General features: G+C 65.1%; 18 protein-coding genes. 3 read left to right on the top strand and 15 right to left on the bottom strand.

Annotation, left to right across the window (positions count from 1 at the left end; genetic code table 11):
• The first annotated feature begins 23 nt into the window (after positions 1-23).
• Together ACEN9F_RS21645 and ACEN9F_RS21640 are read left to right on the top strand one after the other, a co-directional pair.
• Entirely contained in the window at positions 24-440 is a 417-nt protein-coding gene (locus ACEN9F_RS21645; RefSeq protein ID WP_413423202.1) for a tautomerase family protein, read from the top strand.
• Entirely contained in the window at positions 437-988 is a 552-nt protein-coding gene (locus tag ACEN9F_RS21640; protein WP_413423200.1) for a DUF4865 family protein, read from the top strand. The genes ACEN9F_RS21645 and ACEN9F_RS21640 overlap by 4 nt, the downstream gene beginning before the upstream one ends.
• On the opposite strand, the gene ACEN9F_RS21635 is transcribed toward ACEN9F_RS21640, so the two are convergent.
• The 15 genes from ACEN9F_RS21635 to ACEN9F_RS21565 all read right to left on the bottom strand — a co-directional run bounded on the left by ACEN9F_RS21635 (position 985) and on the right by ACEN9F_RS21565 (position 20,063).
• Positions 985-2,442, bottom strand: a complete 1,458-nt coding sequence (locus tag ACEN9F_RS21635; protein WP_413423198.1) for a flagellin — start codon at positions 2,440-2,442, stop codon at positions 985-987. The two genes, ACEN9F_RS21640 and ACEN9F_RS21635, sit on opposite strands and share 4 nt — an antisense overlap.
• Positions 2,443-2,524: 82 nt before the next feature.
• Positions 2,525-4,120 (bottom strand): SEL1-like repeat protein, encoded by a 1,596-nt coding sequence (locus tag ACEN9F_RS21630; protein WP_413423196.1) that lies wholly within the window; start codon positions 4,118-4,120, stop codon positions 2,525-2,527.
• 7 nt (positions 4,121-4,127) lie between these two features.
• Positions 4,128-6,407, bottom strand: coding sequence for a putative bifunctional diguanylate cyclase/phosphodiesterase (locus tag ACEN9F_RS21625; protein ID WP_413423194.1), 2,280 nt, complete (start codon positions 6,405-6,407; stop codon positions 4,128-4,130).
• Between the two features lie 4 nt (positions 6,408-6,411).
• Positions 6,412-8,502, bottom strand: coding sequence for an HDOD domain-containing protein (locus tag ACEN9F_RS21620; protein ID WP_413423192.1), 2,091 nt, complete (start codon positions 8,500-8,502; stop codon positions 6,412-6,414).
• Positions 8,503-8,770: 268 nt separating this feature from the next.
• The gene (locus ACEN9F_RS21615) at positions 8,771-10,051 is read right to left on the bottom strand and encodes a multidrug effflux MFS transporter (protein WP_413423190.1); all 1,281 of its coding nucleotides are present in this window, start codon (positions 10,049-10,051) and stop codon (positions 8,771-8,773) included.
• Positions 10,052-10,115: 64 nt separating this feature from the next.
• Complete coding sequence (locus ACEN9F_RS21610) at positions 10,116-11,318, bottom strand: THUMP domain-containing class I SAM-dependent RNA methyltransferase (protein WP_413423188.1); 1,203 nt, start codon at positions 11,316-11,318, stop codon at positions 10,116-10,118.
• A gap of 70 nt (positions 11,319-11,388) precedes the next feature.
• Positions 11,389-11,991 carry a 2-hydroxychromene-2-carboxylate isomerase gene (locus ACEN9F_RS21605; protein WP_413423186.1) on the bottom strand — a complete coding sequence of 201 codons (603 nt, stop codon included), beginning with the start codon at positions 11,989-11,991 and terminating at the stop codon, positions 11,389-11,391.
• A 10-nt stretch (positions 11,992-12,001) separates the two neighbouring features.
• Positions 12,002-12,418 carry a CopD family protein gene (locus ACEN9F_RS21600; protein WP_413423184.1) on the bottom strand — a complete coding sequence of 139 codons (417 nt, stop codon included), beginning with the start codon at positions 12,416-12,418 and terminating at the stop codon, positions 12,002-12,004.
• An 8-nt stretch (positions 12,419-12,426) separates the two neighbouring features.
• On the bottom strand, positions 12,427-13,692 hold the full coding sequence (locus tag ACEN9F_RS21595; RefSeq protein ID WP_413423182.1) for a glutamate-5-semialdehyde dehydrogenase: 1,266 nt from the start codon (positions 13,690-13,692) through the stop codon (positions 12,427-12,429).
• Between the two features lie 11 nt (positions 13,693-13,703).
• Positions 13,704-14,720, bottom strand: a complete 1,017-nt coding sequence (gene holA, locus ACEN9F_RS21590) for a DNA polymerase III subunit delta (protein WP_413423180.1) — start codon at positions 14,718-14,720, stop codon at positions 13,704-13,706.
• Positions 14,721-14,729: 9 nt separating this feature from the next.
• Entirely contained in the window at positions 14,730-15,317 is a 588-nt protein-coding gene (gene lptE, locus ACEN9F_RS21585) for an LPS assembly lipoprotein LptE (RefSeq protein ID WP_413423178.1), read from the bottom strand.
• A gap of 26 nt (positions 15,318-15,343) precedes the next feature.
• Positions 15,344-17,974: a leucine--tRNA ligase gene (gene leuS / locus ACEN9F_RS21580; RefSeq protein ID WP_413423176.1), complete on the bottom strand. Its 2,631-nt coding sequence runs from the start codon at positions 17,972-17,974 to the stop codon at positions 15,344-15,346.
• Positions 17,975-18,070: 96 nt separating this feature from the next.
• On the bottom strand, positions 18,071-18,577 hold the full coding sequence (locus ACEN9F_RS21575; RefSeq protein ID WP_413423174.1) for a hypothetical protein: 507 nt from the start codon (positions 18,575-18,577) through the stop codon (positions 18,071-18,073).
• Positions 18,578-18,579: 2 nt separating this feature from the next.
• The gene (locus tag ACEN9F_RS21570) at positions 18,580-19,503 is read right to left on the bottom strand and encodes a 3D domain-containing protein (RefSeq protein ID WP_413423172.1); all 924 of its coding nucleotides are present in this window, start codon (positions 19,501-19,503) and stop codon (positions 18,580-18,582) included.
• A 2-nt stretch (positions 19,504-19,505) separates the two neighbouring features.
• Positions 19,506-20,063: a PAAR domain-containing protein gene (locus tag ACEN9F_RS21565; protein WP_413423170.1), complete on the bottom strand. Its 558-nt coding sequence runs from the start codon at positions 20,061-20,063 to the stop codon at positions 19,506-19,508.
• Positions 20,064-20,178: 115 nt separating this feature from the next.
• Here ACEN9F_RS21565 and ACEN9F_RS21560 point away from each other — a divergent pair, with 115 nt between their 5' ends.
• Positions 20,179-20,937, top strand: a complete 759-nt coding sequence (locus ACEN9F_RS21560; RefSeq protein WP_413423168.1) for a DUF6597 domain-containing transcriptional factor — start codon at positions 20,179-20,181, stop codon at positions 20,935-20,937.
• Positions 20,938-20,955: the final 18 nt, after the last annotated feature.

Genomic DNA, 20,955 nt, shown 5'->3' with positions numbered 1-20,955 from the left:
CAATTGAAAAAAGGAGGCCCGTCATGCCATACAGCCGTATCTCTCTCCTGAAAGGGAAATCGCCCGACTACCTGCGCGCGTTGGCGGACAGCCTGCACTACGCGATGGTGGAAACCTTCAATGTGCCGGAGACGGACCGCTTCCAGGTCATCCACCAGCACGAGCCGCATGAGCTGATCTTCGACCGCTCCTACGAGCTCGCCCCGGGTTCGAGCGGGCCGCGCTCCGACGATTTCGTCCTGATCGCCATCACCACCGGCAAGCCGCGCAGCACGGCGGTCAAGCAGGCGTTCTACCAGCGCCTGGCGGAGCGCCTGGGCGTGGCGCCGGGCCTGCGCCCGGAAGACCTGATGGTGGTCATCAACACCGCGCTGGGCGACGAATGGTCCATGAGCGGCGGCAAGCCGGTGCCCTCCCTGCTGAAAGCGATGACGTCATGATCGCGATGCAATACAGCTTTGTGCTGCCGGCCGACTACGACATGGCCATCGTCCGCGAACGCATCGCCGCCAAAGGGCCGCTGCTGGATCACTTGCCGGGCCTGGTGTTCAAGGCCTACCTGCACGCGGAACGCGGTGCGGCGGCGGAGAATACCTACGCGCCGTTCTACCTGTGGCAGGACGAGGAAGCGATGCACGGCTTCCTCAACGGCCCGGGGTTCGCCAGCGTCACGCAAGCCTTCGGCTGGCCGTCGGTGCGCACCTGGACGCCATGGCACGCCAGCGTCGGCGACAAGCTACGGCAGGCGCGCTACGCCACCCGCGGCATGGACAGCATCGCGCCCTACAGCGCATTGGCGGAGTTGCGCGAGCGGGAGCGGGAGTACGCGCGGCAGGCGCTGGAACGCGGCGCGCTGGCGGTGGTGATCGGCTTCGAGCCGGTGACATGGAGCATCGTGCGCCTGTGCCTGTGGCGCGATGCGCCGCCGGCGGACTCGCCGGAGCAGGTCTACCAGGTCGGCCACCTCTCCGCGCCGGGACGGGATTAGCGCAGCAGCAGCAAGGCCTGTCCCGGCAGCGCATTGGCCTGGGCGATCATGGACATGCCGGCCTGCTGCAAGATCTGGCTGCGCGTCAGCTGCACGGTCTCGGCGGCGTAGTCGGTGTCGAGGATGCGCGAGCGCGCCGCCGACAGATTGCTGGCCGTGTTTTCGGCATTGCCGGCGGCGGCCGTCAAGCGGTTGCTGGTCGCGCCCAGCAGCGCGCGGAGGGTGCTCACTTCGCCGATCTTGGCGTCGAGGTAGTCCAGCGCATCGCTGGCGCCGCTGAAGGTCGACAAGTCCAGCGCCGGCTCGCCCGGCGTGTAGATTGTTTGCAGCTGCATATCAGGTGGCCCCATGATCACCGACGCCTGCTTGCCGGCGCTCAGCCCTGCCGTCGACGGATTGGCGCCGCCGATGCGCATGACGTGCGAGCCCGGCCGCGGCGCCTCGGTCACCGTCACCGTGCCCGTGTGCGTCCCCACCGTCAGGCCCAGCGATTCCACCGCGCCGGCCTGCGACTGGCTGAGGATGATATCGCGCCCATCGGCCGAACTCAGTGTCAGCACGTCGCCGCTGGCGCTGGCGCTGACGCCGCTGGTTGCCGCTGTCGCGCTGATCGCGCCGGCGGCGCTGGCGGCGCGCGCGACGGCGGTCAGCCCGGAGATCGCGCCGACGTCGACGCCATTGACGGAGAAGGCGGCGGCAGGCAACGCCACCGCCACCCCGGCCGTGCCGTCCAGCGTATTGGCCGCGCTGGCGGAAACGTTGCGCACATTGGCGAAATTGATCGCCGCCGCCACCGCATAGGCGCTGCCGGCCCCCTGCCCCGCTTGCCCCCCCGCCGTCGAGGCGCCCACCACCGCGTTGTTAATCACCACATCGCCGTACCTGATCGCACCCAGCACCGCCGTACCGACCGCAGTGGACTGCTGCGGCGCGACGTTGACCAGGCCCAGCGAATAACCCTTCTGTATCAGCGCCTGCGGGATATCCAGCGGCATCGTCTGACCTGCATCGGCGCCGACCTGCAACTGCCGCGAGAAGGATCCGTCCAGCAGCTTCTGGTCATTGAAGCGCGCGCCGTCAACGATGTCGACGTTCGACGCCGCCAGCGCATCGGCTTCGCGCTGGATGGCCGCGCGGTCGATCTGGCTGTTGGTATCGTTGGCCGCCTGCACCGCCAGCTCGCGCATGCGCTGGAAGTTGGCGTGCAGCTGGCCGGCCGCGCCATCGGCCACCTGCAATAGCGAGATGCCATCATTGATATTTTGATTCGCCCGCCGCATGCCATTGATACCGGACGTCATGCGCGCGCTGACGGACAGCCCCGCCGCATCGTCGCGCGCGGAGTTGATGCGCTTCCCGCTGGACAGCCGTTGCAGATGCACGGCCTGATCCTCACCCGAGCGCGCGAGGCTGCGCTGGGCGTTCAAGGAGGACAGGTTGGTGTTGATCTGCATGCCGCTGCCGGTGTCGCAACCACGGAATGCGGTTGATCATTCATTTACGGCAGGGCGGGATTGAACTTGAGTTGCGGCGGCTTTAGCCCGGCAGCGTTTCCATGCGCTCGCGCACCAGCGCCAGCTGGGTGCTGTCCATGCGCGCAGCGGCGTTTTTCAGATAGCGCCCGGCGGCGGCGAAACCGCTGCGCTCCGCCATCGCCAGCCACATCCAGGCCTGGCCGACATCGGCGCGCACGCCCTGGCCGAACAGGAACATCAGCCCGAGGTTGAACTGCGCGCGCGCGTGGCCCTGCCCTGCGGCCTGCAGGTACCAGTGGTGCGCCTTGGCGTAATCCTGCGGCAGGCCCTGGCCATTATCGTAGCGCAGCCCCAGCGCGAACTGCGCCTGGGTGTGGCCCTGCTCCGCCGCCTTGGCGTACCAGGCGTTGGCCTGCGCGCAATCGGGCTGCGGTCCTTCGTCGTTATCGAACAGCAGGCCAAGGCTGTACTGGGCCGCCGCATAATCCTGCTCGGCGGCGCGGCGGTACCAGGCCATCGCCTTGCGATAGTCCTGCGGCACGCCGCCTCCCGTTTCATAGCGCAGGCCGAGGTCGAACTGCGCGCGCAGATGTCCCTGGTCGGCAGCCTTGCGGTACCAGAAGATCGCTTCCTGATGATCGGTCACCACGCCGTGGCCGGCGTCGTACAGCAAGCCCAGATGGTATTGCGCGCCGGGGAAGCCCTGCTCCGCCGCCTTGCGATACCAGAACTGCGCCTGCTCGTAATCCTGCTCGACGCCCTGGCCGTGATCGTAGCGCAGGCCGAGATTGTTCTGCGCCGCCGCGTGGCCCTGCTCGGCCGCCTTGCGGTACCAGTCCAGCGCCTTCTGCTCGTCGCGCGGCACGCCCTGGCCGTTGTCGTAGATCAGGCCCAGGTTGAACTGCGAGCTGGCGTGATCCTGCTCGGCCGCGCGGCGGTACCAGAGGATGGCCTTCTGGCTGTCCTGCGTGATGCCGTCGCCCTTGTCGAAGCGCAGCGCCAGGTTGAACTGCGCCGGCGCATAGCCCTGGTCGGCCGCCTTGCGGTACCACGACATCGCCTGGCCCACGTCCTGCGGCACGCCCTGGCCGTTGTCGTAGCGCAGGCCGAGGTTGAACTGCGCGCGCGGGTAGCCCTGCTCGGCCGCCTTGCGGTACCAGGCGATGGCCTGCTTGAAGTCCTGTGGCACGCCCTTGCCGGTGTCGTACATCATGCCGAGATTGTTTTGCGCGCCGGCGTCGCCCTGGTCGGCGGCCTTGCTGAACCAGTGCATGGCTTTCTGCGTATCGGCGTCGATGCCCTGGCCCTTGGCGTACAGCCAGCCCAGGTTGTACTGCGCGGCGGCGTAGCCCTGTTCGGCGGCCAGCTGGTACCACGCGGCGGCCTCCTGGTAATTCTGCTCGACGCCCTGGCCCTTCTGGTACATCACGCCCAGGTTGTACTGCGCGTGTTCGAGGCCGGACTGCGCGGCCTGGCGATACCAGACCACGGCCAGCTCGTAGCTCTGCGCCACGCCCTGGCCGTTGAAGTACATGAAGCCCAGGCTGTGCTGGGCATTGGCGACGCCGCGCTCGGCCAGTCCCTTGACGCGCAAGAACTCGGCTGTATAGGTGCTGCCGTTGTTCGCGTCGGCTTCGTTGGGACTGTATTTCGTCATTCTCGGGTCAGGCTTGAATCGCGATCATCGCTGGTTGGGGATCGATGGCCGGCACTGCGTGCAGGTGGACGCTGGATGGCGCCAGCTGGCGGTTCTGGTCCTGCAGCACGTCGATGAAACTGGACAGCGAAATCGGGCGATGGTACAGGTAGCCCTGCATCGTGGTGCAGCCGTTGGCCTGCAGGTAGCGCGCCTGCACGTCGGTCTCCACGCCTTCCGCCACCAGGTGCAGGCCGAGGCCGCGGGCGATCGAGATAATCGCCAAAATCACCGGGTAGTGGCCGTTCTCGTCATGGATCTCCTTGACGAAGGACTGGTCGATCTTGATGGTGTGGATCGGGAAGCGGTGCAGGTACGACAGCGACGAATAGCCGGTGCCGAAATCGTCGATCGCCACCGACACGCCCAGCTGGCAAAGCTTGTTCAGCTGCTCGATCGCGTACTGCGGATTGCGGATGCAGATGTTCTCGGTGATCTCGACTTCGATCTGCGCCGGCGAAATGCCGTAGCGCGTCAGCGCGCCGCGCATCTTCTCGAAGAAGTCGCCGCGGTCCAGGTATTGCGGCGACAGGTTCAGCGACAGACGGATCGCATCACCGCCGGCGGCGTTCCACTGCAGCAGGTCGCGGCACAGCGCGCCCAGCATCCAGTCGGAGATCGGCAGCATCAGGCCATTCTCTTCGGCGAACGGCAGGAACTCGCCGGCCGACAGCAGCCCGCGCTGCGGATGGTTCCAGCGCATCAGGCCTTCGGCGCCGATGATACGGCCGGAAGCCACGTCGACCTGCGGCTGGTAGTACATCTCCAGCTCGTTCAGCTCCAGCGCCTTGCGCAGGCTCTGCTCCAGCGCGATCTTCTGGTGCGACACGTCCAGCATCGAGTTGTGATAGAAGCTGTGGCCGTTCTTGCCCAGCGCCTTGACCTGGTACATGGCGATGTCGGCATGGCGCAGCAGCTCGTCGATGGTCTCGCCGTCGCCCGGATAGATAGCGATACCAATCGAGGCCGAGATATGCACCTCATGGCCATCGAGGTCGAACGGTTTGTGCAGGCTTTCGAGGAACTTGTCGGCGATGGCCTTGGCGTCCTGGCGGTCGCGCAGCTCCGGCAGCACGATGGTGAACTCGTCGCCGCCCTGGCGCGCCAGCGTATCGCCGCGGCGCAGGCAATCCTTCAGGCGCGTCGCCACCTGCTGCAGCAGCTCGTCGCCCTTGACGTGGCCCAGCGTATCGTTGACCAGCTTGAAGCGGTCCAGGTCGACGAACATCACGGCCAGCTCGGTCAGCTTACGCTTGGCCTGGATCACGGCCAGGCCCAGGCGGTCCTTGAACAGCATGCGGTTCGGCAGGTCGGTCAGGATGTCGTGGTAGGCCTGGTAGGAGATCACTTCCTCGGCGCGCTTGCGGTCGGTGATGTCGCGCGCCACGCCGTAGGTGCCGAAGAACTCGTGCTTCTTCACCTCGTGGTCCGGGATGTGCATGCCGATCGCGTTGAGCGAAATCGTCATCAGCGTGTTGTTGAAGGTGCGCTCGATGCCGCCGCCGGTATTGCACTTCAGGCGCAGCTCGACGTTGCGCGAGGCGCGTTCGTCGACGCGGCGCTCGTTGAAGGCGTAGCGCGCGCGCTCCTGGTCCTCGTCGTGCACCAGCACCGAGTAGTGGCGGCCGATCAGTTCTTCGCGGGTAAAGCCCAGCAGCTGCTGCACGCGGTCGTTCACGAAGGTGAATTTGCCTTCGTGGTTCAGCGTATAGATGATGTCCGGCGAGCTGTCCACCAGGTAGCGGTACATCTTCTCGGAGTTTTCCAGCTTGGAGGCGATGCGCTCGTTGTCGATGGCCAGGCGGCGCTTCTGCAGCGCGTTCTCCACCGTCTTGAGCAGCTCTTCGCGGCTGTAAGGCTTGCGCAGGTAGTCGTAGGCGCCGCGCTTCAGGGCACCGATCGCCGCCTCGATGCCGACGTCGCCGCTCATCACGATCACGTCGCCGTCGATTTCCTTGGCGTTGATGAAGTCCATGATCTCGTGGCCGCTCATGTCGGGCAGGCGCAGGTCGAGCAGGATCAGATCGAATTTCAGCTTGGTCAGCTGGGCCAGCGCCTCGCTGCCGCAGGTCGCCGTCACCAGGTGATAGTCGCGGTCGCGCAGCAGTTCGTACAGCGACGACAGCAAGCGCGGCTCGTCGTCGACGAGCAGGATGCGGGGACAGTTATCGGTGGGGAGAGCGACGGGGGCGTGGTCGCTGGAACTCGGATCGAAGGCGGCTAAGCCGGCAGGGTTCAGGTTCATCATGGCCTTAAACTGAATCCATCGCCCGCGTTGACACGCCGGCGACTTGACTGGTGCTGCCACGGGCGGGCAGCAGAATTTCAAAGGTGGTACCCGTTTTTCCAGAACGGCAGGTAATCAGGCCCTGCATTTTCTTGACCAGGCTGTGGACGATGGACAGGCCCAGGCCGTGGTGCGCGCCTTCCTTGGCGCTGCGCACCGGCGAGAACAGGTTGGCCAGCACCTCGGCCGACAGGCCGGGACCAGAGTCGCTGATGACCAGCTCCAGATACAGCTTGCGTTCGCGGTTGACGTGCCCGCGATTCGAAATCTCGATCTTGCCGCCGTCGGTCAGGGCCTCGACCGCGTTCTTGACCAGGTTGACCAGGATCTGCTTGAGCAGGTCGGCGTCGCCGTCGATCTCGGCCGGCTCTTCCTGCATGCGCACCACGATCTGCACCGAGGCCGGCACGAAGTCGGTGGCGCGGAACAGGCGCAGCACGTCGTCCACCACGCGGCCGACATCGGTCACGCGCGAGCTCTCGGTCGGCTGCAGGTCGGCCAGGCCGTTGATCAGTTGTCCGACGCGGTCGATTTCCTCGTTCAGGATCGACATCTCGCCGACCACCGGCTCGCGCTTGGCCAGCTTGCCGTCCAGGACCGACAGGTAATTCTTGATGATCGACAGCGGGTTGTTCACCTCGTGCACCACGCGGCGCGAGGCTTCGCGGTATTCCTCGGCCACATGGGCGATCTGGCGCTTGGCGTGACCGCGCTCGCTGATCGCCGTTTCCAGCGCGGCGGCCGCCTGCGTGCCGAACGACTGCAGGAAGCGCTCGCGCTTCTGGAAGCCGGCCATCTGCCAGGCCGGCGCGCCGCCGATCAGCATGCCCAGGCAGCGCTGGTTGGCGATCAGGGGCAGGCACACCATGCTCTCGGTGCCGAGGATGCGGAACAGCTGCTCCTCCGCCACGTTCAGCGCTTGATCCTCGCGGCTGATGTAGGCCAGCTTGCGCTCCAGCGCCGACGCCGCCACCGCGCCGCCCTTGGCCAGCGGGATCGCGAATTCGGCCAGCCGTTGCTGGTGCTCGCCGACCGCCATGCCGTGCAACTCGTGGCCGGTCGGATTCTCCATCAGTACCACGGCGGTTTCAAAATCGAACAGGATGCGCGCCGAGCGCGTCATCGCTTCCAGCAGGCCGGCCTCACCGTGCTGGCGCGCGAAGGTCTGGCCCATCTCGGACACCAGCACCATGTTGCGCACTTCCTCGGACAGGCGCTGCTGCACCGGATCGACCGCCGGCGGCGCGTAGGCCGCGGGCACCGGCACATCGTCGGCACCGGCCAGGTCGATGCCCAGGTAGGCGGCCGACTTCTCCACCTGGCGGGCGGCGTTCTTGATGATCAGTTCCAGCGTCTCGCCATCCAGGCCGACCAGATGGGCGGCATCCTCGATGGCCTGCTGCTGGTCTTCGTGGCAGCACAGCAGGTGCGCCAGGCGCACGATGCGGATCAGCGGATGCGCCGATTCCAGGCGCGCGATCGGCTCGTGGTGATACAGCACGCTGTCGGCCAGGAAGGAATCCAGGTGCCAGCGCTCGATCAGCCAGGCGCCCGCTTCCGAGTGGGTGATCTGCAGCGTGCGCTGCTCGACGGCGCACAGGTCTTCGTCGTCGCGCGCCATGAAGTTGAACGAATACTCCTTCGGCGCGGTCGCCAGCAGCGCCAGGCGGCCGACGTTGTGCAGCAGGCCGGCCAGGTAGGCTTCCTCGACATGCCCGTACTCCATCTGCTTGGCGATGTCGCGCGCGATGACGGCGGTGGTCAGCGAGCCTTTCCAGAAGCCGCGCAGGTCGGTGCTGCTCGAATGCGGGAAGCTGTTAAAGGTCTGGAACACGGATTCGCTGATGACCAGCGTCTTGATCATGTCGGTGCCGAGCGACACCAGCGATTGCTCCAGGCCGACCGTGCGCTGGTTGCGGTGGTAGGCCGAGCTGTTGGCGACGGTCAGGATCTTGCTGGTCATCGCCGCGTCCTTGGCGATGAGCGCGGCCAGCTCCGGCATGCCGGCGTCGTCGGCCTGCAAGTGCTCAATCAACTTGATGAGTATCTGCGGCATGGCCGGCAGACGGGCAATCAGCAGTCGATTGCGAATATCATGGTCAGATTGTTGATGCATCGTATCAAGCATTGCCGCCAAGTGATGTCGAATAGGGGGAGGCACTCAACGGCAAAGTACCACCACGGTTCAGGATTAATGCGCCTTCCAGGCAGGTTTTGGGCCCGGAAAGATTGCCATAAAAAATTATATTATCATAAAGTGTCATGATAACTTAACAGCAAGGAAGATTTCTTCCTAAACTAACTCAATTTCCTGCCGTTAATAATTATCGAGCCGGATGGCGTAGAAGCATGCGCCGGTATAGCCGCGACGTCAACCACAAAACGAGAGCAGAGGTGCTAAATGCCATCTGTCCTGCGGCTAGCCACAACACGGAGTGTGATAGGAAGGGCGAAATCACCCCCGCCACCAGCGCGCCGAGCAGGGTCACGGCGAAAGATTGGCAGGATGCCACGGTGCCGCGGATGTGCGGGAACAAGTCCAATGCCAGCAAGGTTGCCCCCGGCGCGACCACCGACATGCCGAAGGTGTAGAAGAACATCGGCGCGACCGACCACGGCAGCGAAGGCGGCAGCCACAGGTGGTACAAAAGGTTAAATGTCGAGGCGGCGAGCAGGAAACAAAAGCCGATGCCGATCTGTCGCGAAAATGTCATTTTCCCGGCGATCCGGTTCGCCGCCAGCGCGCCGAGGAAGATCCCGCCCACCGATGGAATGAACAGCCAGCCGAACTGCGACGGTCCCAGGCCCAGGTGCTGGGGCAGGAACACCGGCGCCGCCGAGATGTACACGAACAGGCCGGCGAAGTTCAGCGCCACCACGCCGGACTTCATGTGGAACAGCGGCGAGCGCAGGATCTCGCCGTAGTTGCGCGCCAGGTAGCGCGGGTTGAACGGCTGGCGTTTATGCGGCGGCAGCGTCTCCGGCAGATTGCGGTAGCAGTACAGGAACAGCAGCACGCTGTAGGCCAGCAGCGACAGGAAGATCGCGCGCCAGTCGAACAGCGTGACGATCCAGCCGCCCAGTATCGGCGCGATGGCGGGCGCGATCGAGAAGATCATCGTGACCATCGACAGCAGGCGCGCGGCGGCGGCAGCCTCGTACAGGTCGCGGATGATGGCGCGGCCGACCACCACGCCGGCGCCGGCCGAAATGCCCTGCATGATGCGGAACACCCACAGGTAGTGGACCGTGTGCGCGGCGGCGCAGCCCAGCGTGCCGATGGCGAACATCACCAGCGAGACCAGGATCACGTTGCGGCGGCCGAAGGCGTCCGACAATGCGCCGTGCCACAGCACCATGCCGGCGAAGGCCAGCATGTAGAAGGTCAGGCTTTGCTGGACTTCCAGCGGCGTCGCGCGCAGCGTGGCCTGGATGTTGGGGAAGGCCGGCAGGTAGGCGTCGATCGAGAACGGCCCGATCATCGACAGCGCGGCGAGGATGGTGGCCAGCGCCGCGGCGCTCAGCACCTTCATGTGGTGAGGCGGCGGCGGCGGCACCTCCACGACGGGATCCGGGGGAAGACTGGCGGGAGGCGTAGGGAACATTAAACGTTTTCCTTGTGACGCGACCGCGCGGCGCTCCGCCGGGCGGCCGCGCGGATTTCCTGGCTTAGACTTCTTTAGGCTTGGCGGCTTCGCGGCGGTTGAAGCCCGCCACCATATCGAAGCGGAACAAACGGCATTCCAGCGCGCCATTGAAGAACGGCGTCTTGCGCGATTCCTTCAGGCGCAGCAGCTTCGGCAGGCCCAGGTCGGCCGTGAACAGGAACACCGTCCAGCCGGCGAAGCGCTGCTTCAAGGTGGTGCTCAGCGCCGAGTAGAAACCGGTCGCCAGTTCGTCCTCGGGCAGCGACGAGTCGCCGCGCACGCCGATACGTTCGCCGTATGGAGGATTGGTCAGCAGGATGCCCGGCTGCTCGGTCGGCGCCTTCACTTCCTGCGCCTCGATCTGCTTCAGCGGCACGTCGAACATGATGCCGGCGCACTTCAGGTTATGGCGCGTCATCGCCACCATGTCGCCCGAAATATCGGAGCCGAAGATGGTCGGCGATTCCGGCAGCGGATTGGCCTTGATCGAATTCTTCATCTCGTTCCACGGCGCCGGATCGAAGTCGTTGAAGGCCTCGAACGCAAAGCGGCGGCGCGCGCCAGGCGGGATGCCCTGCACCATCTGCGCCGCTTCGCACAGGATGGTGCCGGAGCCGCACATCGGGTCGAACAACGGCATGCCAGGCTTCCAGCCCGACACGCGCAGCAGGCCGGCGGCCAGGTTCTCGCGCAGCGGCGCGTCGCCGGTCTCTTCGCGCCAGCCGCGCTTGAACAGCGCCTCGCCCGAGGTATCCAGGTAGATGATGAACTGGCGCGCGTCGAGGAAGCCGACGATGCGCATGTCCGGTTCCTTGGTGTTCACGGAAGGACGCTTGTCGAACTGGTCGCGGAAGCGGTCGCAGATCGCATCCTTGATCTTCAGGGTGGTGAACTCCAGGCTTTTCAGCGGGGACTTCACGGCGGTGACATCGACGCGGATGGTGTGGTCGTAGGTGAACCAGTTTTCCCATTCCTGCGCCAGCACCAGGTCGTAGATATCGTTCTCGTTCTGGTAGCCGGTGACGGCCATGCGCATCAGCACGCGCGACGCGATGCGCGAATGCAGGTTGATGCGATAGGAATCGATCAGGTCGCCGGAGCAGTGCACGCCGCCGGGGACTTGATTGTGCACCTTCATGGTGGTGCTCAGTTGGGCGATTTCACCCAGTTCTTCGGCCAAAGCCGCTTCCATGCCGCGCGGGCATGGGCAAAAATAGGAAGCCATAGGTGTACCTTTTGTCCGTTAAAAAATGCGCGCCGACCCGGGGTGGCGCGGCGTCGCTTTTACTACATAGTTACTTCTGCAATTCCCGCTCCAGGAAGTCCAGTCTATCCTGGCCCCAGAAGCTTTCTCCATCCACCACATACCACGGCGAGCCGAACACGCTGGCCGCCGTTGCGTCTTCCGTATTGCGGTCGTACTCGGCCTGCACGCTGGCCGTCTCCGCCGATTTGATCAGCGCGCGGCCATCGAGATCGCAGCTGCCCGCGATCTGCACCAGCGTATCTTCATCGCCGATATTCTTGTCTTCCGCCCACAGGCCGCGCATGATGGCGCCGGCCAGTTCCAGCGCCACGTCGACGCCGTTGGTCAGGCGCGCCGCCACCACCATCTTGTTCGCCAGCTCCGGCGACACCGGGAAAAACTTCGGCTGCGGATTCAGCGGAATGCCGAGGAACGCCGACCAGCGCGCCAGCTCCGTCAGGCGATAGGCCTGGCGCTGCGGCGCGCGCTTGGCCAGCGGCAGTCCGCCGGACACGCCGAACACCTTGCCCAGATCAAAAGGCCGCACCTCGATCTGCGCGCCGTTCTTGCGCGCGATCTCGATCAGGCGCTCGTGGCCCAGGTAGGTCCACGGCGAATGGGTAGCGAAAAAATACTGGCAAACTTTACTCATGACACTCCGATCAGAAGGGTTTGACGACCACCAGCAGCACGATCGCCAGCAGCATGAACACCGGCGCTTCGTTGAACACGCGGAACCACTTGTGGCTGCGCGTATTGACGCCCTTCTCGAACTTCTTGAGTATCGAGCCGCAGGCGTGGTGGTAGCCGATCACCAGCACCACCAGGAACAGCTTGGCATGCAGCCAGCCGGGCATATGCGCGCCGTACTGCATGTAGACCAGGATCGCGCCGAACACCACCGCAAACACCGACAGCCACATCGAGAAGCGATACAGCTTGCGCGCCATGGTCAGCAAGCGCTGCGTCGACACTTCGTTGGTTTCCATCGCCAGGTTGACGAAGATGCGCGGCAGGTAGAACACGCCGGCCATCCAGGACATGACGAAGAATATGTGCAGCGCTTTAATCCAGAGCATAGCGATCCTTATGAACGAACTTCACCGTGGCCGAACACCACGTACTTCATCGAGGTCAAACCTTCCAGGCCAACCGGGCCGCGCGCGTGCAGCTTGTCGTTGGAGATGCCGATCTCCGCGCCCAGGCCGTATTCGAAACCGTCGGCGAAGCGCGTCGAGGCGTTGATCATCACCGACGCCGAATCGACTTCGCGCAGGAAGCGCATCGCGTCCGTATGGTCTTCCGTGATGATCGACTCGGTGTGCCTGGACGAGTAGTGATTGATATGCTCCATCGCCTCGTCGATGCCGGCGACGATCTTCACCGACAGGATCGCGGCCAGGTACTCGGTCGACCAGTCTTCCTCGGTGGCGGCGGCCAGGTGCGGGTAGCCCGCGAGGATGGCCATCGCCTCCGGATCGGCGCGCAGCTCGACCTGCTTGGTCGCGTACAGCCTGGCCAGTTCCGGCAGCACCGCCGGCGCGATCGCGCGCGCCACCAGCAGCGTTTCCATCGTGTTGCAGGTGCCGTAGCGGTGGCACTTGGCGTTGAAGCCGATGTCGACCGCCTTCTTCAGGTCGGCCTTGGCGTCGATGTAGACGTGGCAGATGCCGTCCAGGTGCTTGATCATCGGCACGGTCGCCTCTTCCATCAGGCGCGCGATCAAGCCCTTGCCGCCGCGCGGCACGATCACGTCCACATACTGCGGCATGGTGATCAGGGCGCCGACCGCGGCGCGGTCGGTGGTGTCCACCACCTGCACGCCGTCGGCCGGAAGGCCTGCCCCCAGCAGGCCTTCCTTGACCAGCTTGGCCAGCGCGCGGTTGCAGTGGATCGCTTCCGAACCGCCGCGCAGGATGGTGGCGTTGCCGCTCTTGATGCACAGGCCGGCCGCGTCCACCGTCACATTGGGGCGCGATTCATAGATGATGCCGATCACGCCCAGCGGCACGCGCATCTGGCCGACCTGGATGCCCGACGGGCGGAATTTCAAACCGGAGATTTCGCCGATGGGGTCCGGCAGCGCGACGATCTGGCGCAGGCCCTCCACCATCGTGGCGATGGCCTTGTCCGACAAGGCCAGGCGGTCCAGCATGGCCGGCGCCAGGCCGTTGGCGGCCGCCGCGTCCATATCCAGCTGGTTGGCGGCGCGCAGTTGTGCGGCGTCGCGCTCGATCGCATCGGCGATCAGCGTCAGCGCGCGGTTGCGCGTGGCGCTGTCGGCCTTGGCCATGGCGCGCGACGCCTTGCGCGCCTGCTGGCCCAGTTGTTCCATGTAGTGCTTGATATCCATCGGTAGCTTCCTTAACCGCGTGCGACTTTCAACGCCAGCTGCAGCATCGCGTCCCACGCATCGCCGGAATGCGCCTTTGCGCGCAGCCCTTTGATCATCTTGTCGACCTGCGCGGCGTCCTTCATTGCCGCTTCCAGCGTCGGAAGCGAAATGCGGCGCAGCGCAGGATCCATCATGCGTTCCTTCGGTCCCCAGATGCGGTACTCCTTGAGCAGCGCGCCGAGAGGACGGCCTTGCGCCATGCCCGCCTTCAGCTTGAGCAGCGTGCGGATTTCCTCCGACACGGCCCACAGCACCAGCGGCAGCGCTTCGCCCTCGCCCTTCAAGCCTTCCAGCATGCGCACCAGCCGCGCCGGATCGCCCGACAGCATGGCCTCGCTGAGCTTGAACACATCGTAGCGCGCCACATTCAGCACCGCGTCGTGCACCTGCTCGTAGGCAAGCTTGCCCGGCTCGTGCAGCAAGGCGAGTTTCTGTATCTCCTGATGGGCCGCAAGCAGGTTGCCTTCAACGCGATCGGCGATGAAATCGATGCTCTGCCGGTCCGCGCTCTGCCCTTGTGCGGCAAGGCGCTGGCCTATCCAATTGGGCAACTGCGCCCGTTCCACCTGCGCGATGTCGATATACACCGCGGCTTGTTGCAGGCTGGCGACCCAGGCCGCCTTCTGCGTCTGCCAGTCCAGCTTCGGCAGCGTGATCAAAGTCAGGTTGTCCGGACTCAGATCCTTGACATAATTTTGCAGCGCCGCGCCGCCATCCTTGCCCGGCTTGCCGGTCGGGATGCGCAGCTCGATCAGCTTCTTGTCGCCGAACAGCGACAGCGCCTGGTTGGACGCCAGCAGCTCGCCCCACTTGAAGCTGCGCTCCACGGTCAGCACGTCGCGCTCGGAATAGCCCTGCGCGCGCGCGGCCTTGCGGATCTTGTCCGCCGCTTCCAGCGCCAGCAAATGCTCGTCGCTGGTGATCACGTACAGCTGCGACAGCGATTTGCTTAAATGGCCGTCCAGCGCTTCCAGGCGCAATTGCATCGTCCGCCCTTACAGAATCGGCACTGCCGGCGCGGCTGGCGGATTGGCGGCGGGCGGCGGCGGCAGCGACACGCCCGCCGTCTTGACGGCAGCGATGCGGCGCATCATCTGCTGCACCAGGTCGGTCTGCATGTCCTTGTACAGCAGCGCCTCTTCCTGCTCCTTGGCCAGCAGCTGGGTTTCGTTAAAGTCGATCGGCCGGGTCAGCGTGATCTGGGTCGGGCCCAGAAGCTCGGCGCCCTGCTTGTCCAGCACGCGGAACACGATGCTGTAGGTCAGCAGATACTGACGCACACGGCCATTGCTGTTCAGCGACAGGATGGACTTGGTCTTGGTCTTCTCCGGATTGGACAGGACTTCGACCACGCCGTCGGCTTCACGCGCGGTGCCGACCACCGTGGTGCCGCCGTTGGCGCGGATGTTGCGCTTCAAATCGATCGCCAATGGCGACGACTCCGGCAATCCGACGTAGAGCGACGGGAACGGCAGCGTGTAATGGCCGCTGTCGCCGCGCAGGTGGAAGCCGCAGCCCGACACCGTCAGCGCAACCGCCAGCACCGCTGCGTACACCCGGCCGCGCCGGAACAAGTTTGCCATATTCGTCGCCATGTTCGTAAACCCGTTTAAACCACGATGTTGATCAATTTGCCCGGCACGACGATGATCTTCTTCGGCGTACCTTCGATGAACTTCTGCACCGCTTCGTTGGCCAGCGCCGCCGCCTCGATGCTCGCCTTGTCGGCGGTCTTGGCCACGACCACGCTGCCGCGCAGCTTGCCGTTCACTTGGATCATCATCTCGATCTCGGCCTGCTCCAGCGCCGCAGGGTCGACTTGCGGCCACTGCACGTTGAGGATGTCGCCGTGCGCCTTGGCGTAGCCCAGCTCTTCCCACAGCACGTGGGTGATGTGCGGCGCCACGGGATTCAGCAGGCGCAGGAAGATCGCGTAGCCTTCCGCCAGCGACGCGCCATCCGCGTCCTTGGCCGACTCCAGCGTGTTCAGCATCTTCATGCAGGCCGACACCACGGTGTTGTACTGGATGCGCTTGACGTCGTAGTCGGCCTGCTGCAGTACCTTGTGCAGCTCGCGGCGCAGGGTCTTGCCGGCGTCGGTGCTGGCGACGGCGGTCAGCGGCGCGCCGGCGGCGGCGATGGCCTCGCGCTGCGCGTAGCCGAAGGCCCACACGCGGCGCAGGAAGCGGTTGGCGCCTTCGACGCCGCTGCCCGACCATTCCAGCGTCTGTTCCGGCGGCGAGGCGAACATGGTGAACAGGCGCGCGGTGTCGGCGCCGTACTGCTCGATCTGCGCCGCAGGGTCGATGCCATTGTTCTTCGACTTCGACATCTTCTCGGTGCCGCCGATCAGCACCGGCTGGCCGTCGGCCTTGGACACGGCGCCTTGCGGACGGCCCTTGTCGTCCAGCGTCAGGTCGACGTCGGCCGGGTTGAACCAGGTCTTCTTGCCGGCCGCGTCTTCGCGGTAGTAGGTCTCGTTCAGCACCATGCCCTGGGTCAGCAGGTTGGTGAACGGCTCATCGAACTTGACCAGGCCGAAGTCGCGCATGATCTTGGTCCAGAAGCGCGCGTACAGCAGGTGCATGACCGCGTGTTCGATACCGCCGATGTACTGGTCCATCGGCATCCAGTAGTCGTTGCGCTGGTCGACCATGGCCTTGTCGGCGCCCGGCGAGGTATAGCGCATGTAGTACCACGACGAATCGACGAAGGTGTCCATCGTATCGGTCTCGCGGCGCGCGGGCTTGCCGCACTGCGGGCAGTCGCACTTCAGGAAGGCTTCGTATTTGTTCAGCGGATTGCCGGTACCGTCAGGTACGCAGTCTTCCGGCAGCACCACCGGCAGGTCTTTTTCCGGCACCGGCACCACGCCGCAATCGCCGCAGTGGATCATCGGGATCGGCGTGCCCCAGTAGCGCTGGCGCGAGATGCCCCAGTCGCGCAGGCGGAAGGTGATCTTCTTCTCGCCCAGGCCCTTGGCTTCCATGTCGGCGGCCACGGCATCGACCGCGTCGGCGTAGTGCAAGCCGTCGTACTTGCCGGAGTTGGTGACGACCGAGACTTCCTTGTCGCCGTACCATTCCTGCCATGCCTCGGTGGAGAACTCCTTGCCCTCGGCCTTGATGACCTGCTTGATCGGCAGATTGTATTTTTTGGCGAACGCGAAATCGCGCTCGTCGTGCGCGGGCACGCCCATCACGGCGCCGTCGCCGTAGGTGATCAGCACGTAGTTGCCGACCCAGACCTCGACCTGCTCGCCGGTCAGCGGATGGGTGACGAACAAGCCGGTCGGCATGCCCTTCTTCTCCATCGTCGCCATGTCGGCTTCGATCACGGAACCCAGCTTGCACTCGGCGTTGAACGCGGCCAGCGCCGGATTGGTCTGCGCGGCGTGGATCGCCAGCGGGTGCTCGGCCGCCACGGCGCAGAAGGTCACGCCCATGATGGTGTCCGGGCGGGTGGTGAAGACGTACATCTTGCCGTCCTGGATCAGCGCGCCGTCGGCGCCCTTGATCTGGTGCGGGAAGGCGAAGCGCACGCCGGTCGACTTGCCGATCCAGTTGGTCTGCATGGTGCGCACGCGCTCAGGCCAGCCCGGCAGCTTGTCGTCGACATAGGCCAGCAGCTCGTCGGCGTAGTCGGTGATGCGGGCGTAGTACATCGGGATCTCGCGCTTTTCGATCAGCGCGCCCGAACGCCAGCCGCGGCCGTCGACCACCTGCTCGTTGGCCAGCACGGTCTGGTCGATCGGATCCCAGTTCACGGTGCCGGTCTTCTTGTAGATGATGCCTTTTTCCAGCATCTTGAGGAACATCCACTGGTTCCACTTGTAATATTCCGGCTTGCACGCGGTCATTTCGCGCGACCAGTCGATCGCCAGGCCCATCGATTCCATCTGCTCGCGCATGTGGGCGATGTTGGAATAGGTCCACTGCGCCGGCGGCACGTTGTTGGCCATCGCCGCGTTTTCCGCCGGCATGCCGAACGCGTCCCAGCCCATCGGCATCAGCACGTTGTAGCCGTTCATGCGCAGGTAGCGGTACATCACGTCGTTGATCGTATAGTTGCGGACGTGGCCCATGTGCAGCTTGCCCGATGGGTAAGGCAGCATCGAGCAGGCGTAGTACTTCCCTTTCGGGAAACGCGGGTCGTGTTCGACGGCCTTGTAGGCGTCGATCGCCTTCCAGTGGGATTGCGCGGCTTTTTCTACGTCGGCGGGACTATATTTATCTTGCATGATCAATGAACGGCCAAAAGTGAATATGAACCGGACATTATACCGGTTCATGCCCCCGCTGAGCGCGCCGGCCCCGCCTTGGGCCGAAGATAGCCGCTAGTCTTCCTTGTAGCGGTCGCTGGAAGACGACCAGTCCGGCCGTTTTTCGACCGGCACGTCGGCCTGGTCGAAGCTTTCCAGCCGTTTCAGCGACTTGGCGTCGTACAGGATCTCGCGCCCGGCAAAGTGGCTGCCGCCACAGTCGATGGCGATCCGGCTGCCTTTTTTCCAGAACCAGAAGTCGCGGATGAAGGGCTCACACTTGATCGCGCGCGACTTGCCGTTGCGGTACAGGCGGATCTCGCTGGAGCCGGCCTCGCTCTCGCCCTGGGCCGGCGGGGCGGCCATCACCATCCAGGCGGCGCTGCCGCCGTCCGGCGCCAGCTTGGCGCTGCTGGCGCGGGCGCCCTGGGCCACGCGCAAGTCCTTGCCCGCCGCCGTGACGACGTGGACGTTGCCGTTGTCGTCCACGTAGGCGTCCTTCAGCGCGGCGGCCTGCGCCTGCGCGCACAGCGCCAGCGCGGCGAATGCGGACAATGCGGCCAGCTTGCGAAGTCGGTTCATATTCATTCTCCCAAATACTTGACGCGGCGCTGCGTGCCGTTGACCTCGCCGGTGGTCCAGGCGGTCACCACCGCCTTGCCGGCCCCGAGGAAATTATCGATGTGATAACCCTGGATCGCGCTGCCCCGGTCGTCGGCAAAGCGGTCGCCGACGGCTTCGATGTTGACCTTGCCCTTTTTCGGGATCACGGTCGGATCGACCGCGATCGAATGGTTGGCGCTGACCGGATTGAACGAGCCTATCACACCATCGGCATACTTGAAGGTGACGGTCGATTGCGTGTTGACGACGTCGCGGTTGCCCTTGGCGTTGCGGTGCCAGCCGCCCTCGAAGGCGTCGAGGCGGATATATTTTCCCTGGGTGGTCTTGCCGGTGCCCTGCATCGGCACGCCGGCCGCGCTGAACAGGAAATCTTCCTTGTGCTTCTCATCCAGCCCGCCGCCGTCGACCAGCTTGCCGTCGAAGTCGGCCTCGTCGCAGACGTTGTAGCCGGTGATCTTGAAGGTCGCCTCGTACCAGGCCTCCTTGAACGTGACCTTGAACTCCGCCAGCGTGACGCCGCCGGTGGTGGTGGTGATGACGGCCTCGCCCTTTTCGCGGGTATCGATGGTGAACACCAGTTCGCCGTTGGCGTCGGTCTTGGGCGGCACGGTCAGCTTGTCGGCCGCGCGGCTGGACTTGAGCGCCAGCGCATGATCGGGCGCCGGCTTGCCGTCGGCATGCTGGACCAGCCTGGCCTTCAGTTTCAGGTGGTACAGCACCTTGTTGTTCAGAGTGCGCGAGGCTTTCTGGATGATGGGCAGGTTGTCGTCCTGCTCGTTCGGCACGATGGTGATGGAGCACAGCAAGTCTTCCACCTGCACCTTCGCCAGCGACGTGGCGACGGGATTGGAGACGGCGGTGCCCACCAAGAGATATTCAGCCATGGTCAGCTCTTCAGGAAAATCTGCAGTTGTTCTTCGGCGGCGGTCTTGACGCGCTGGGTCTTGCCCTCGGCGTCGGTCACGCCCTCGACCGTGATGCCGCTGGCCGACACGATCTTGTAGGCGGCATTGGCCAGCGGCTTGCCGCGCTTGTCGACCAGCTGGAATTGTTCGTCGAATTTGCTGGCGGCCAGCGCCGCCGCTGCGGCGGCGGCGATTGCCGGCGCGGCGGCCGCCGCAGCAGCAGTGGCCGCTCCCGCGCCGCCGCCGCCCCCGCCACCGCCACCGCCACCGCCCGCTTCGGCCGTATCGGTCTGCTGGCTGGCGACCAGCACCGCGCCGCACGAGGTCTTCATGCCCTCCACGGCCACGTTCACGCCCAGCACGAAGAAGCTGCGCGCGCCCTCGACGATGGTATGCGTGCCCGGACACTTGGGACAACTGACCTTGTGGCCGACGCCCGCGATCGGCTTGCCCATGCAAATATTGTCCTGGTAGCCCTCCAGCACCGTGCCGTTATGCGAGGTCTTGTCGCCCAGCCGGATAATCGCCTTCTCACCCACGATAAGTCGTCCTCATGATTGCCGTATTGATATCATTCCTGGAAGCATACCCGAAGCCGGCGGCAAGGCCTGCACGATTCAGCGCCGGCGTTCCGGCTCGTGGCATACTCGGGCGATGCACTACCGTGAATATCCTCCCCATCCCGCTCTCGCGGCCCATGTCGACTGCATGTGGACGGCCCGCGCGCCGGCCGGCGCCGGCACCCACCGCGTGCTGCCGGATAACTGCATCGACATCCTGTGGCAGGACGGTGGCCAGCCGGGATTCGCGGTCGGCATGATGAGCACGGCCATCCAGGTGGCCAGCGCCGGGCCGGTGCGGACCGTGGCGGTGCGCTTCAAGCCGGGGGCGGCGGGCGCCTTCCTGGCCGCGCCGCTGCAGGCGCTGACCGACCAGCGCGCCGATATCGACCTGCTGTGGGGTCGCAGCGACGCCGACCGGCTGGCCGACGCGCTGTGGACCGACGACGCCCCCGACCGCGCGCGCCTGGCGCTGATCGAGCGGGAATTGCTGCGCCGCCTGCACGCCGGCGGCGCGCGGCCGGCGGCCGATACGCTGGTGCGGCGCGCGCTGCATGCGCTGGACGCTAGCGGCGGCGGCCTGCGCATCGAGGACCTGGCGGCAAGGCTGGGCGTGTCGCGCCAGCACGTGGCGGCGCAGTTCCGCGACCAGGTCGGCCTGTCGCCCAAGCTGTACGCCCGCATCTGCCGCTTCCGCCGCGCCACGGCCGCGCTGAAAACCATGCCGGCGCCCGACTGGGCACAACTGGCGCTGGAGTGCGGCTATTTCGACCAATCGCATCTGATCCACGACTTCCAGGAATTCGCCGGCAGCGCGCCCGAACGCTTCCATTTTTACAATCACGCCGGCTGACGATGTGCCAAGATGATG

Origin of the sequence: Duganella sp. CT11-25 (genome assembly GCF_047302815.1) — a bacterium.
Lineage (GTDB): Bacteria > Pseudomonadota > Gammaproteobacteria > Burkholderiales > Burkholderiaceae_D > Rugamonas.
The sequence above is the reverse complement of the archived record's forward strand: the minus strand, read 5'-3'. Positions and strand labels throughout refer to the sequence as shown.